The sequence below is a fragment of the Halobacillus karajensis genome, assembly GCF_900108515.1.
Lineage (GTDB): Bacteria > Bacillota > Bacilli > Bacillales > Halobacillaceae > Halobacillus > Halobacillus karajensis.
In genome coordinates, this window is the sequence record NZ_FNWW01000003.1 from 229,556 (window position 1) to 242,867 (window position 13,312).

Sequence of the window (13,312 nt, forward strand, 5' to 3'; positions counted from 1 at the left end):
GTGATGAAAATGAAATCAAAAAAACATTCTTTTTTCATTCTTATGAATGCTTCCCTTGGTTTGCTGACATGTTTTGTTTATTTGTATACATGGGTGGCCTTTGCTTTTATGGAATCCATGTGGACGCTTGAACCATTAGTAAGTTTAGTCGCTTCTCTTGGGCTTTTTGTGATGTGGAATATCTACATGTTAAAGCGGGAAAGCAAACGATACTGGGCACAAGCGGTTTTTTCTTATCTAGCTTCAATAGCCGTGTTTGCCTATTTTCTAACCTGAAGCCACGATGCATTCGTGGCTTTTCTTTTTGTCTTGGGATGTCAAACTTCAATGTCTACAGGGAAACTTAAATCATGGGCAGGCCTTACAGTCTGTGTCCCTGTGAAAAAATTATAGTTTTGTCTTAAAGAGGGGGCAAAGCAGCATTAGATTTTTATCGTTCGGCTTATCCATCGCTCTCATCTTTGACAGGGGGCCGCGAGCCCCCTATAATTTATCCTTATCTCCCTTTCATTCAGATGGCCGTACGTAAAACCTTTTTCCCTTGAAGTTAGTTATCTTTCATGAAAGATATCCTCTGATGTTCTTTGTAACGGAGTAGATAAGAAAAAAAGGAGGGATAGATAAATAAATGAAGGTTCCTTTCACACAATCCTATTGGCTTAGACGAATGCTTGCTTCTGATCCAGGCCATAAACGTTTACAGCAAGCAGGTAAAGCAACAATCAGCGTAATCTCTTCCGTATTTACAACCATGTTTCTTCTGCTTTTACTTGGTCATGAACCACTCCTTCCATCAATAATATCAGGCGTATGCGGCTTGCTTGGGATCATGGCCGTGATGGACGAGACGAAACAAGAGAAGAAAGTAACGACATGGCTGCTTCCTCTATCTGGAATTTCAGGGGTTACCTTAGGTTCCTTGCTATCATGGAGTGCCGTGTTCGTCTCCATATTGATGATTCTAATTATTTTCAGCAGTTTTTATTTCTCGAAGTTTGGAAGTCGTTTCTTCTCATTAGGAATGATTGGTTTTATTACGGTTTATTTTTCTTCTTTTCTAAAACTACCACCACCGCAATTTCCTTGGTTTTATGGGGCCATCTGTATCGGCGTAGGTTTTGCTTTTTTATATAATTTTGTGATCTTTAGGGATTCAGCACAGCAGCTTCGTCGTAGTGTTCAATCCTTTCACAGACAAGCCAATCTGACGTTCCAATTACTGATCGAATTAATTGAAGATCCGGACATGAATCAAGTTCGCTCAAAAAAGCTCACCTATAACGTAAAGATCCTGAGGGATTATGCGAATCATGTTTCTACTGACCTAAATGCCCAGGATATTAGAGAAGTATGGCCGGGAATCCGGCAGGAACAATTCCGGCTTTATGTATTTGACACGGCGATGTTCATCATGACATTCTCTGATAGTTTAAAAAAGCTTAAAGAGAGTGGCGCGTTACAGACAGAAGACCTTCGGAATGTATTGACCTCTCTGATTCGGACGTTGCAGCAAATGGAAGTACTTAAAGTGGAAAAGGAAGAGAAGCATCTTGGTGAGGCCGAACGTGTAATAGCAACTCTACAGAAAATGATTGACCAGAGATTTGGAGAATACGAAACAAGACCCGATGGCTGGCTTTACCTGCTTCGTCGTATTGAAGCCATTGCTTCCCATGTGACGGAAGGGGCACGAGTCATTAAACACAGCAGCGAACCCATCATTTTAGAATCCCCAGCAGATGATGAAGGAAATCAGCAAGAAGATCAACAAACAGAAGGTATGGAACCCACAACGAAGAAAGCGATTCAATCGGTGATTGCTGGATCGATCGCAGTGATTGTTGGACATATGATTTCCCCTTTTCAGCCATACTGGGTGTTACTCACCACCTTTATCGTTCAATTAGGGACTGGTACGGTTGGGCGTACTTATTTGAAAGGTTTGGAAAGAACGGTTGGAACAGTCATTGGAGCGGTCATCGGATTCGTACTGGCACGATTCGTATCCGGGCAATCTGAACTGGAAGTGGTGTTGATCTTTGGTGTGATCTTTTTGGCCTTTTACATGCTTCCCGTATCCTACACAGTCATGAGTATTTTCATTACGATGTTGATCGCTTTTATGTATGACCTTATGTTAGGTGGTATCAGTTATTCTTTGCTCCTAGCGAGGGTGGTGGATACTTTTGCAGGTGCAGGAATTGCTCTGGTGGTGGCAGCTTTTATCTTTCCAACAAAAATGATGGACAAGATTGATGACCATTTAATCGAATACCTGGAAGATCTGGATGCGTACGTCATCGAATACATTCATAAGTTCAAACATTCAGAAAGTATGAAAGGAATGGCAGATCTTGCTTTCCAGATGGATGAAAAGATTCAAGGGCTCGAAGAGGAAGCCAAGCCTGCCCTGCAAAGACCTGGAGGACGAAAGTATTCCGGTATTCCCCGGCTGCTTACCACTTTTACAGCCATCAACTACTATGCCAAGCAATTAGTTGCTTCCACTTATCAGAAGGAATTCCATTATTCAGATGAAATCAAGGAAGCAATTGAACGTGCAGAAAAAATGTTTCAACATAATATTCGTGCATTGATGGATGTGATTCATCATAAAAGCCTAACCAGTCAATTATATAATATCCAGGAGGAGCGAGAGATCATTGAACGATTGGCCCCGAGTCATAAAGAAAAACAGGGAGATATTGTTCATCATTTGTTCTATGTGTGGAAAATAAATCAGGCGCTACTTGCCCTTGGCGAAAGAATGGGCCTTGAGGTAATAAGTCTAGAAAAAAAGCGGGACCTTCCATAGAAGTCCCCGCTGATATATTTGTACAAAATTTATGAAGATCGTCCAGATAACGCTTCTCAACCCGTGCATTATGTTCTGCTTGGTTTAACTTTGGGGAGTGGAGCATGGACGTTCTGAGTTCTAGCGATTTGGTTCATCGAGAGCTTCTCCAGCTTTGGAGATTGTTGTTCTCTTTTCTCCTGTAGCCGGCTGAACCGCATCACGGCTTTTCTTAGGATTACGCTTAGATTTGGAATTTTTCGGCATAAAAGAACCTCCTCGAAATGATTAAGTTTTCATTATTATGCCTGATTGAATAGCAGAGTATGTAAACATCCCCGTACCAAAATATTGACCGGAGATGTTTCTTTCAGTCCTGTTTTCTTAATCTCTTTACAAAGCTCGCATCAGGAGTGACAAATAAGGTCTGTTGTTGATCATAGGTTACAAAGCCAGGTTTTGCTCCTGATGGTTTTTTTACGTGGCGGATTCGTGTATAGTCCACGGGCACAGAAGAAGACTGATTGGATTTGCTGAAGTTTGCCGCAAGCTGGGCGGCTTCCAGCAGCGTATCTTCGCTAGGATCATCATGTCGTATGACCACATGGGAGCCTGGGATATCTTTAGCATGAAGCCAGACATCCATTTTGTGGGCCAACCGGTTGGTCAAATATTCGTTCTGTTTATTGTTTCGACCTACGTAAATTAAGGTGCCGTCACTGGACTCGAAGGTTTCCGGTGTCGGTTTCTTCGCTTTATTTTTGCGGTTGCCTTTGGGAGTGGGCTTTTTCTTTAAATACCCTTGTTCCCGAAGCTCTTCACGGATTTCTTCAATATCCTCTTCCCGTGCCGACTCCACTTGTTGAATCAGCCTTTCAAAGTAGAGGATTTCATCCTCTGCTTTTTTTATCTCTTGTTGGACCACTTCTTTTGATTTTTTTAACTTGGTGTACGTTTGGAAAAAACTTTGGGCATTTTCGCTTGGTGTTTTATTAGGGTTCAGTTCAATCGTCACTTCAGATTGGTCAGGGTCATAATAATCGATAACTGTTACAGCCTCATCTCCCGTTTTCACCATATGCATATGGGCGGTTAAGAGCTCCCCGAGCCGTTGATAATCGTCTGCAGCTTCTGATTTTTTCAATGTATCTTCATGCTTTTTAATTTTTCGTTTGTTTTTATCACGTTCGTTTTTTAAGAAACGGTGGAGGTCCCCGGCCTGTTGTTTGACGCGGTCACGCTCGGCTTTTCCTGAATAGTAATCATCCAGCATTCTGCTTACGGTCTCAAATGTTTCTATATTCTCAGAGAATGCATGTAACGGAAGGACATAAAACTGTTCTTTCTCCGTCCGATGTATTTGTGGCTCATACTGATGGTTTAAAATGCGATCCCTGATCGACTTGTAAGCTTCTTTGTAAGCATTCGGACCACCAAGACCAGCCTGATGAACAATTTCTTTCGTCATCAATGGTGAGAAGCCCATCACAACATTCAGAATTTGCTTATCCATCCTTCCAGCGTTGAAATCCAATTTCTTAATAAATGAATCTGGATCTAAATCCACTGGGCTGGTTTTTCCTTGTTCTGGTGGAAGCTTATAAGGTTGACCTGGCATAATGGTTCTGTGGCGGTTCTGGGAAGGGGGTAAATGCTTGATGCTATCGAGCATGTGTCCTTCTTCTTCGTCTATGAGCAGGATGTTGGAGTGTTTACCCATGACTTCAATCACAAGGGTTTTCATCGTTTCATCCCCAACTTCGTTCCGTGTACGGATGTGAAATTTCACAATCCTTTCCATCCCCACTTGTTCAATATTTTCAATAAATCCTCCTACCAAATGCTTTCTGAGCAGCATACATAGCATCGGTGGCTCCTTAGGATTATGGTAGTTGTCGTCCGTCAAATGGAACCTAGCATAGCTTGGGTGTGCGGATAACAAAAGCGTGTGCTTTTTTCGCTGAAAACGGACCGTCAATACAAGTTCTGTTTCTGTAGGTTGATAAATTTTCATAATACGCCCGGATTGGATCGTTTCATTCAATTCATTTGTGATCGCCCGGGTTACAATTCCGTCAAAAGACATTGGTCTTCACCTCTCTACTGTTAGAAGTATAGCATGATTATCGAGGGGGTTTCTAAGAATTTTAGTTATGAAAAGTCAATCTCTCGCATCATCCCCTGGAATTTTGCTAAAATAAAGGATGTTATTCATTTTTACATATAGGTGGATGATCATATGGTGAAAAGCATGACAGGGTATGGAAAGCAATCGGTAGAAGTTGGTGAAACACAGATTCATGTAGAGATAAGGTCTGTGAATCATCGTTTTTTAGATATCTCCACTAAGATTCCCCGAACGCTATTGTTTCTTGAGGAAAGATTAAAACAGGTAGTGAAGGAACAGTTATCCCGCGGGCGGATCGATATTTTTGTTACCATAGATGGAGAAGATCTCTTTGATAAAAAGATTGAAGTGAATTGGAAGATTGTCGATCAATACGTGAACAAATTGAAGGATTTGCAACGTCGTTATGATTTGACTGGTGATATATCTATTGATATGGTATCCAAGTTAGATGATGTTTTTTTAGAAAAAGAAATGAAAAACGATTCTGATGCACTAAAAATGGCTTTATTGAAGGCTGTTAAAGATGCTGTAACACAACTTGTACATATGCGCACAAATGAAGGAAGCGGGCTTGTGGAAGATCTAGTCAGGCGTGTCGACCAAGTCCGGTCATTTCTCAGCCGCCTTCATGAGAGACGTCCTGTGGTGATCGAAGAGTATAAAGAAAGGATTCGTTCCCGAATAGAAGAATTCACGGCAGAACAGATCCAACCTGATGAAATAAAAGTTCTCCAGGAAGTCGCTTTACTAGCTGAAAAAGGGGACGTTACTGAAGAGTTGACAAGATTAGAGTCTCATTTATCCCAATTTGAAGAGGCGCTCACCCTTGATGAGCCTATAGGACGGAGGCTTGATTTCATCGTACAGGAAATGCATCGTGAAGTGAATACCATCGGATCGAAATCCAATGACGGACAGGTGACTGAAATGGTTGTGAATGTGAAGAGTGAGGTTGAAAAGATGAAAGAACAAGTGCAAAATGTCGAATAACAATTGTGTTTACGCCTAGTTTTTTCATATAATAGAGATAGTCATTCATGTGTCTGGTCAGAAGAAGGAGGAGTCAGCTTTGAGTTTGAAGTTAATCAATATCGGTTTTGGAAACGTCGTGTCTGCGAATCGGATCATTTCGATCGTTTCACCTGAATCCGCTCCGATCAAACGTATCATCACGGTCGCCCGTGACAATAATAAATTAGTAGATGCTACATATGGCCGTCGTACGCGTGCGGTCATTATTACAGATAGTGATCATGTCGTCCTATCAGCTGTACAGCCGGAAACGGTCGGCCAGCGTGTGATTAGTAATGACGAGATCTCAGATGAAAACTAGGAGGACTTTTTGCAGTGATTGATCAGAAAGGGATTTTATTCATTCTTTCCGGGCCATCTGGTGTCGGAAAAGGAACAGTACGGAAAGCTTTATTCGAGCAATCGACAGATTTACGCTATTCCATATCCATGACTACTCGTGACCCGAGGGAAGGAGAAGTGGATGGTGTTGATTACTTTTTTAAATCGAGGGATGAATTCGAAAAGTTGATTAGCGAAGGTCAATTGATTGAACATGCCGAATATGTAGGGAATTACTACGGAACGCCTCGTCAATATGTAGAACAGACGCTTAATGAAGGGAAAGATGTCTTTTTAGAAATTGAAGTTCAAGGGGCTCTTAAAGTAAGGGAGAATTTCCCGGAAGGTGTATTTATCTTTTTGATTCCTCCTTCTTTGGAAGAACTGAAGGATCGTATCGTAAATCGCGGTACTGAAACAGAAGAAAAAGTGAAGAACCGTCTGAAGGCAGCCAAAGAAGAAATTGATATGATGGATGCCTATGATTATGTAGTCGTGAACGATCAAATCGATAACGCTGTATCAAAAGTGAAAGCGATCGTTGCCAGTGAACACTGCAAACGTGAGCGCGTTGCCCATCAATATAAAAAAGCATTGGAGGATGAATAATCATGATGTTAGAACCATCCATTGATTCCTTGCAGAAACAAATCAAATCCAAATATACACTTGTGACTCTTTCTGCAAGAAGAGCACGTGAACTAAAACAAGGAAGCGCACCAATGATCAGTCACTCGACTTCCCATCAGCAGGTGGGTGTCGCGCTTGAGGAGATCCGCGATGGGAAATTAACCTATATTGAAGCGGACGAAATCCAAGAACGAACAGAAACCACATAAGAGATCAAACGACGTAGGAAAAGCCGCGCTTCTTTATAGAAACAGCGCGGCTTTTCCTACGTGTTTTAGGGATAACATTTTTTCAGTAAAGGGGTCCGTCAGATGTTGAATGGAAAAAAGATTGTACTCGGAGTGTCCGGCGGGATAGCCGCCTATAAAGCAGCTGCGTTGACCAGCAAGCTGGTCCAGGCAGGAGCAGAAGTCAAAGTGATTATGACACATAGCGCCCAAAAGTTTGTGGCGCCGACAACGTTTCAAGCCTTGTCAAGACAACCAGTCTATACAGATACTTTTGAGGAAGAGGATTCCACACAAATCCAACATATTGATGTTGCTGATTGGGCCGATCTGTTTTTAATTGCTCCAGCGACCGCCAACGTAATAGGGAAACTTGCCGGTGGGCTTGCTGATGATATGTTATCAACAACATTACTTGCCACTGAAGCCCCGGTTTATATTGCTCCAGCAATGAACGTCCATATGTACAAACATCCAGCGGTCATGAAAAACATGAAACAGCTGGATGAATGGGGCTTTCGGTTTATTGAACCCGGAGAGGGGTATCTTGCTTGCGGTTATGTAGGGAAAGGACGTCTTGAAGAGCCTGAAACGATTGTAGAGGTTCTCCAGGGGGAAGAGGATCGTCCTTTGTCCCTTACAGGAAGAAAAGTCCTGATTACAGCAGGACCCACCCGCGAAAAAATCGATCCGGTCCGTTATTTTACAAATCCGTCGACAGGTAGGATGGGATATGCCTTAGCACAAAAAGCTCAGCAAATGGGAGCAGAAGTGACCCTCGTCTCAGGAAAGGTAACATTAGAACCCCCGGTGGGTGTTGATGTCATCCCGATAACAACAGCCCAGGAAATGTACGAGGAAGTGATGCGGGCGTATTCGGAACAGGATATCGTCATCAAGTCGGCTGCCGTAGCAGATTACCGGCCAAAAGTAACCTATGAACAAAAGATGAAAAAAACGCCTGGGGAGTATGTAGTGGAAATGGAACGGACAAAGGATATTTTAATGGAACTCGGGCAACGCAAAGAACACCAATACTTAATTGGTTTCGCTGCGGAAACAATGGATATGGAGAGGTACGGAAGAGAAAAACTCGCGAAGAAGAACCTGGACGCTGTCGTTATTAATAATGTTTCAGAAGAAGGTTCCGGGTTCGGTACAGAAACGAACGCTTCCTTGCTCATCACGAAGAAAGGCCAGGAGATGGCCTATCCATTAATGAGCAAGCAGGAGCTTGCAGAAAACATTTTACTTGCAGCCATCCAAGAGATGGAGAGTGAGAATCGTTGATTGCGAACGTCATCGTTGATGTACCCTCCCAAAATACCAATCGATTGTTCGATTATGAAATACCTGAAAAATTTGAAGGGATCGTTCAACCGGGTGTCCGAGTGATTGTTCCATTTGGTCCGCGTAAGATTTTAGGATATGTCATTACTCTCTCAGAAACGAGTGCTTTTTCATCTGTTAAAAAAATCACGGACGTTCTGGATGTTATTCCTACGTTAACAGACGAACTTCTACAGTTAGGTAAATGGCTTTCTCGTAATACCCTCAGCTATTACATTTCCTGCCTGCAGGTCATGCTTCCTCAAGTGATGAAGGCTAAGTATCGAAAAGAACTTTGGAAGTTGACAGAAGAGCCGTTAAATTCAGAGCTTGATGCTTTTTTTGATGGGCGGGCGGTTGTGGACTTTGAAGAGTTTGAACAATCCGGCATCAGCTATCACACCCTGCGAAAACATATGGATGACGGAGTTTTAGATGTCCACTATGAAGTGAAAAGCAGGGAAACAAAAAAGACAGTAACCAATGTCGAGCCTGTTTTAAGTAGTATGGAACTTGAGGAGAAGCTTGTCGATCTCTCTCCCCAAGCGAAGAAACAGCGGAAGATTATAGAATATTTCCTTGAATACCCGGAAACGATTGAAAAAAAACGGTTGCTGGAAGAGCTGTCGACGACCAGTGCTTCATTGAAACCTTTAGTGAATCAGGGAATCCTTCGGGAATTCAAAAAGGAAGTCTTCAGAGATCCCTATGGTGATCGGGAATTCGAACGGACAGAACCATTCCCCCTTACGAACGAGCAGGAAACAGCCATTGAACCGATCCTTCAGAATATTGAAGATCAGACACATGATGTCTTCCTGCTGCATGGGGTTACAGGGAGTGGAAAAACCGAAGTCTATCTACAATCGATTCAGCAAGTTATTGATAAAGGGGAAGAAGCGATTATGCTCGTCCCGGAAATCGCACTTACCCCACAAATGGTTGAACGGTTCAAGGGAAGATTTGGCTCCAAAGTAGCCGTGCTTCACAGTGCTTTATCTGCGGGGGAAAAGTATGATGAATGGCGCAAAATTCAGCGCCGGGAAGTACAAGTGGTTGTGGGCGCAAGATCAGCTATTTTTGCCCCCTTTACGAGAATAGGATTAATTATTATTGATGAAGAACATGAGACCAGTTATAAACAAGAAGATCGAACGAGGTATCATGCCAGAGACGTAGCCATTAAGAGGGGAAAAACTCACCAATGTCCGGTGGTTCTCGGGAGTGCCACCCCGGCACTTGAGAGTTATGCGCGTGCTGTGAAGGGGAATTATAAACTCTTGACGATGAGCAAGCGGATGAATGAATCCGTCATGCCTGAAGTTGAACTCGTCGATATGCGTGAAGAGTTGCACAGCGGCAATCGTTCGATGTTTTCCATTGTATTAAAGGAAAAGATAGAAGAAAGGATCGCCCGTGGAGAACAAGTGGTCCTGTTTCTTAACCGCCGCGGTTATTCAACATTTGTGATGTGCAGAGACTGTGGGCATGTGAGTGAATGTCCACACTGTGATATTGCCTTGACTTATCATAAGAGACAGAATCGCTTAAAATGCCATTACTGTTCACACGAAGAGCCAATGCCAAGCGAATGTCCAGAATGTGAAAGTAAAACGATCCGTTACTTCGGTACAGGTACACAAAAAGTGGAAGAAGCCTTGCAAGAATTGATACCCGAAGCGAGGGTCATCCGTATGGATGTAGATACGACTCGTCGTAAAGGGGCACATGAACAGCATTTAAAAAAGTTTGGTGATGGGAAAGCAGATATATTGCTTGGAACACAGATGATTGCGAAAGGGCTGGACTTTGGAAATGTCACTTTGGTAGGAGTGCTTGCAGCTGACGCCCTGCTTAACTTACCGGATTTTCGTGCTTCCGAAAAAACGTTTCAATTGTTAACACAAGTCAGTGGAAGGGCGGGCAGACATGAAAAAGCAGGGGAAGTGGTTGTACAGACCTATTCCCCGGAGCATTACAGCATAGAGCTTGCCAGCCAATATGATTATGAACAATTCTTTAAAGAAGAAATGAAACTTAGAAAAGCCTTTCGCTACCCTCCCTATTTTTATCTGACATTATTTACAATCTCTCATCCTAATCAGTTAAAAGTACAGGAAGTCACTCAAAAAATAACGATGTTTATGCAGCAGAGACTTTCCGATAAAGCCTATGTGCTCGGACCTACCCCCTCTGCTTTAACTCGGATCAATAATAGATATCGCTATCAATGCATGATAAAATATAAGAATGAACCTGAGCAGCGAACATTCGTTGAACGGATATTACACTACTATGAAGATGAAATGAAACAAGAAAATGGATTGCAGATCACGGTTGATTTTCAACCGTATCAGCTGATGTAAGCAAGAAGGGAGCAACAAGTCATGACACGAATCGCATTCATGGGTACACCGGATTTTGCCGTGCCCGTCCTTGACCGGATTATTGAAGAGGGGTATGAAGTCGTCCTCGTTATTACCCAGCCGGATCGACCAAAGGGGAGAAAGAAGACGCTGACCCCTCCTCCTGTTAAAGTAGCGGCAGAAAAACACGGAATCCCTGTATTCCAGCCACAAAAAATCAAAGATGAATATAAAGAAGTCCTTGCTTATGATCCAGATCTGATCGTAACCGCTGCGTTCGGACAAATTTTACCGGAGGCTTTACTAAAGGAGCCTGAACACGGATGTATTAATGTTCATGCTTCTCTGCTTCCAGAATTTCGCGGGGGAGCACCTATTCATTACAGCATTCTTGAAGGGAAAAAGGAAACGGGAGTCACCATAATGTATATGGTCAAGCAACTCGACGCCGGAGATATGCTGGCCAAAGTGAATGTTCCCATTGAAGATAGCGACCATGTCGGGACGCTCCATGACAAACTTTCCGTAGCTGGGGCCGATCTGCTTGCTGACACCCTGCCCCGGTTATTAGCTGGGGAAATTACTCCTGAGGCTCAGGACGAGACTAAAGTGACATTTGCCTCTAACATAAAAAGGGAACAAGAACTCATCGATTGGAATAAAGACCAGCAAACGGTTTATAACCATGTGCGTGGACTCCACCCGTGGCCTGTGGCTTACACATTTTGGAGTGGAAAACCTATGAAAGTCTGGTGGGTAGAAAAGGTAGAAGGATGGTTTACAGAGCCCCCGGGAACGGTCGCACGTATTGACGAAGATGGATTCGTTGTAACAACAGGAGATCGTCAGGGCGTGAAGGTCGTATCTTTGCAGCCTTCGGGGAAAAAGAAAATGGATGGGCAGTCGTTTATAAACGGAGCTGGCCAGTCCTTGCAAGTCGGTGACCGTCTGGGGGAGAAAAATGACTAAATATACGTTAAGAGAAGCCGCCTTAGAGCTTTTAACCAGGATTGGTGAACAAGGTGGGTTCAGTCATGTTTTACTTGATCGTGAAATTTCAAAACAAAAGCTCTCTCGCCAGGACGGTGCGTTGCTAACTGAAATTGTATATGGGACATTACAACGGAGGGACCTCATCGACTTCTATATTCAGCCCTATATAGCAAAACAGAAAAAAATTAAGCCGTGGGTGCGTTGGCTTCTCTATATGTCTGTTTATCAAATGACTTTTCTTGAAAGAGTTCCGGATCATGCGATTATTCATGAGGCCGTAGAGATTTCCAAAAAACGTGGACATAAAGGCATCTCCTCTTTCATTAATGGAGTGCTTCGTAATGTACAACGGAAAGGGGTCCAATCTCTTGAGAAAATCGAGGATCCTGTTGAGCGTCTGATCATAGAAACAAGTCATCCGAAGTGGTTGGTCGACCGCTGGGTGAAGCAGTATGGCGTGGATACAACAAAAGCCATGTGTGAGGCGAATAATCATCATTTACCATTGTCCCTCCGTGTGCAGCCCCTTAGGATCACTCGGAAGGATGCAATGAACCAGTTGCGTAAGGATGGGTTTAAGGTAGAAGAAAGCGTCCTGTCTCCTCAAGGATTCATTGTATTAGAAGGCGCGGTGCTCGCTCATCCTCTTTTTCATGAAGGGTATCTCACCGTTCAGGATCAGAGTTCCATGCTGGTGGCTGAGATGATGGACCTTCAAGAAAAGATGAAGGTTCTTGATGCGTGCAGTGCACCGGGAGGGAAAACGACCCATATGGCTGAGAAAATGTCAGACCGCGGGGAAGTTATTGCGTATGATTTACATGAAAAAAAGGCTAAACTTGTGAGTAAGAAAGCGGAACAACTTCAGTTGACTTCTATTACGGCAAACCAGGCTGATTCTAGAGAACTTAGCGAAAAGCATCCTACTGGATCCTTTGACAGAATATTGCTTGATGCTCCTTGTTCTGGTCTTGGCGTATTACGAGGCAAGCCAGATATTAAATACCATAAAAAAGAAGAAGATATTTTCACATTAAGAAAGATTCAGGATGAACTTTTGAATGAAGTAGCTCCATTATTAAAATCCAACGGGAAACTTGTTTATAGTACATGCACGGTTGACCAGCACGAAAATGAAGAAGCCGTCCAACATTTTTTAAACAAACATCCGGACTTTGAGGTGGATGAAACTTTCTTTAAAGAACTGCCGGAACCGCTTCAAAATGGGACGGGGATTTCCGATAAGGGTCTCCAATTGTTTCCGCATGAATGGGATACCGATGGTTTTTTCTTGACCCGCTTTACAAAAAAGTAATCCTCACATGATCGCTCAGTTCTTATAAGGAACCGGGAAGTCTGTTTTAGTTATAGGAAGTTTGTGCAGACTTCCTGTTTTCTTTCTAATTAGAGCTGAAGCTGGGCAAAAAATAGAGCCACTCAAAAAACGGCATATCCAAGGTTGGGGGATGTGTCATAAGAAAAGAGGTAG

At 43.0% G+C, this 13,312-nt stretch carries 12 protein-coding genes; 10 read left to right on the plus strand and 2 right to left on the minus strand.

Annotated features, from left to right (window positions below; all coding sequences use genetic code 11):
- Positions 1 to 9: 9 nt before the first annotated feature.
- Complete coding sequence (locus BLW54_RS08380; protein ID WP_231622326.1) at positions 10 to 276, plus strand: hypothetical protein; 267 nt, start codon at positions 10 to 12, stop codon at positions 274 to 276.
- A gap of 352 nt (positions 277 to 628) precedes the next feature.
- Positions 629 to 2,815 carry an FUSC family protein gene (locus BLW54_RS08385; RefSeq protein WP_074733942.1) on the plus strand — a complete coding sequence of 729 codons (2,187 nt, stop codon included), beginning with the start codon at positions 629 to 631 and terminating at the stop codon, positions 2,813 to 2,815.
- 120 nt (positions 2,816 to 2,935) lie between these two features.
- Here BLW54_RS08385 and BLW54_RS21155 read toward each other — a convergent pair whose 3' ends face one another.
- On the minus strand, positions 2,936 to 3,061 hold the full coding sequence (locus BLW54_RS21155) for a hypothetical protein (protein WP_262365314.1): 126 nt from the start codon (positions 3,059 to 3,061) through the stop codon (positions 2,936 to 2,938).
- A 103-nt stretch (positions 3,062 to 3,164) separates the two neighbouring features.
- Positions 3,165 to 4,880, minus strand: coding sequence for an Rqc2 family fibronectin-binding protein (locus BLW54_RS08390; protein WP_035505461.1), 1,716 nt, complete (start codon positions 4,878 to 4,880; stop codon positions 3,165 to 3,167).
- A gap of 153 nt (positions 4,881 to 5,033) precedes the next feature.
- Between BLW54_RS08390 and BLW54_RS08395 the strand changes: the two genes are divergently transcribed.
- The 8 genes from BLW54_RS08395 to rsmB all read left to right on the plus strand — a co-directional run bounded on the left by BLW54_RS08395 (position 5,034) and on the right by rsmB (position 13,138).
- On the plus strand, positions 5,034 to 5,915 hold the full coding sequence (locus BLW54_RS08395; RefSeq protein ID WP_074733945.1) for a YicC/YloC family endoribonuclease: 882 nt from the start codon (positions 5,034 to 5,036) through the stop codon (positions 5,913 to 5,915).
- 79 nt (positions 5,916 to 5,994) lie between these two features.
- Positions 5,995 to 6,258: an extracellular matrix/biofilm regulator RemA gene (gene remA / locus BLW54_RS08400; protein WP_027954142.1), complete on the plus strand. Its 264-nt coding sequence runs from the start codon at positions 5,995 to 5,997 to the stop codon at positions 6,256 to 6,258.
- A 14-nt stretch (positions 6,259 to 6,272) separates the two neighbouring features.
- Positions 6,273 to 6,887, plus strand: a complete 615-nt coding sequence (gene gmk, locus BLW54_RS08405; protein WP_035505457.1) for a guanylate kinase — start codon at positions 6,273 to 6,275, stop codon at positions 6,885 to 6,887.
- 2 nt (positions 6,888 to 6,889) lie between these two features.
- Complete coding sequence (gene rpoZ / locus BLW54_RS08410; RefSeq protein ID WP_074733947.1) at positions 6,890 to 7,117, plus strand: DNA-directed RNA polymerase subunit omega; 228 nt, start codon at positions 6,890 to 6,892, stop codon at positions 7,115 to 7,117.
- Between the two features lie 102 nt (positions 7,118 to 7,219).
- On the plus strand, positions 7,220 to 8,425 hold the full coding sequence (gene coaBC, locus BLW54_RS08415) for a bifunctional phosphopantothenoylcysteine decarboxylase/phosphopantothenate--cysteine ligase CoaBC (protein WP_074733950.1): 1,206 nt from the start codon (positions 7,220 to 7,222) through the stop codon (positions 8,423 to 8,425).
- On the plus strand, positions 8,422 to 10,830 hold the full coding sequence (priA, locus tag BLW54_RS08420; RefSeq protein WP_074733953.1) for a primosomal protein N': 2,409 nt from the start codon (positions 8,422 to 8,424) through the stop codon (positions 10,828 to 10,830). The genes coaBC and priA overlap by 4 nt, the downstream gene beginning before the upstream one ends.
- A 21-nt stretch (positions 10,831 to 10,851) precedes the next feature.
- A complete protein-coding gene (fmt, locus tag BLW54_RS08425) occupies positions 10,852 to 11,799 on the plus strand; it encodes a methionyl-tRNA formyltransferase (protein ID WP_074733955.1) in 948 nt (315 codons plus the stop codon).
- A complete protein-coding gene (rsmB, locus tag BLW54_RS08430) occupies positions 11,792 to 13,138 on the plus strand; it encodes a 16S rRNA (cytosine(967)-C(5))-methyltransferase RsmB (RefSeq protein WP_074733957.1) in 1,347 nt (448 codons plus the stop codon). Before fmt ends, rsmB begins: the two co-directional genes overlap by 8 nt.
- Positions 13,139 to 13,312 lie beyond the last annotated feature (174 nt).

What these genes read in the sequence shown, in the direction of transcription:
- BLW54_RS08380 (WP_231622326.1), top strand. Translation starts at nt 10, where the DNA reads ATGAAATCAAAAAAACATTCTTTTTTCATTCTTATGAATGCTTCCCTT.
- BLW54_RS08385 (WP_074733942.1), top strand. Translation starts at nt 629, where the DNA reads ATGAAGGTTCCTTTCACACAATCCTATTGGCTTAGACGAATGCTTGCT.
- BLW54_RS21155 (WP_262365314.1), bottom strand. Translation starts at nt 3,061, where the DNA reads ATGCCGAAAAATTCCAAATCTAAGCGTAATCCTAAGAAAAGCCGTGAT.
- BLW54_RS08390 (WP_035505461.1), bottom strand. Translation starts at nt 4,880, where the DNA reads ATGTCTTTTGACGGAATTGTAACCCGGGCGATCACAAATGAATTGAAT.
- BLW54_RS08395 (WP_074733945.1), top strand. Translation starts at nt 5,034, where the DNA reads ATGGTGAAAAGCATGACAGGGTATGGAAAGCAATCGGTAGAAGTTGGT.
- rpoZ (WP_074733947.1), top strand. Translation starts at nt 6,890, where the DNA reads ATGATGTTAGAACCATCCATTGATTCCTTGCAGAAACAAATCAAATCC.
- coaBC (WP_074733950.1), top strand. Translation starts at nt 7,220, where the DNA reads ATGTTGAATGGAAAAAAGATTGTACTCGGAGTGTCCGGCGGGATAGCC.
- fmt (WP_074733955.1), top strand. Translation starts at nt 10,852, where the DNA reads ATGACACGAATCGCATTCATGGGTACACCGGATTTTGCCGTGCCCGTC.
- rsmB (WP_074733957.1), top strand. Translation starts at nt 11,792, where the DNA reads ATGACTAAATATACGTTAAGAGAAGCCGCCTTAGAGCTTTTAACCAGG.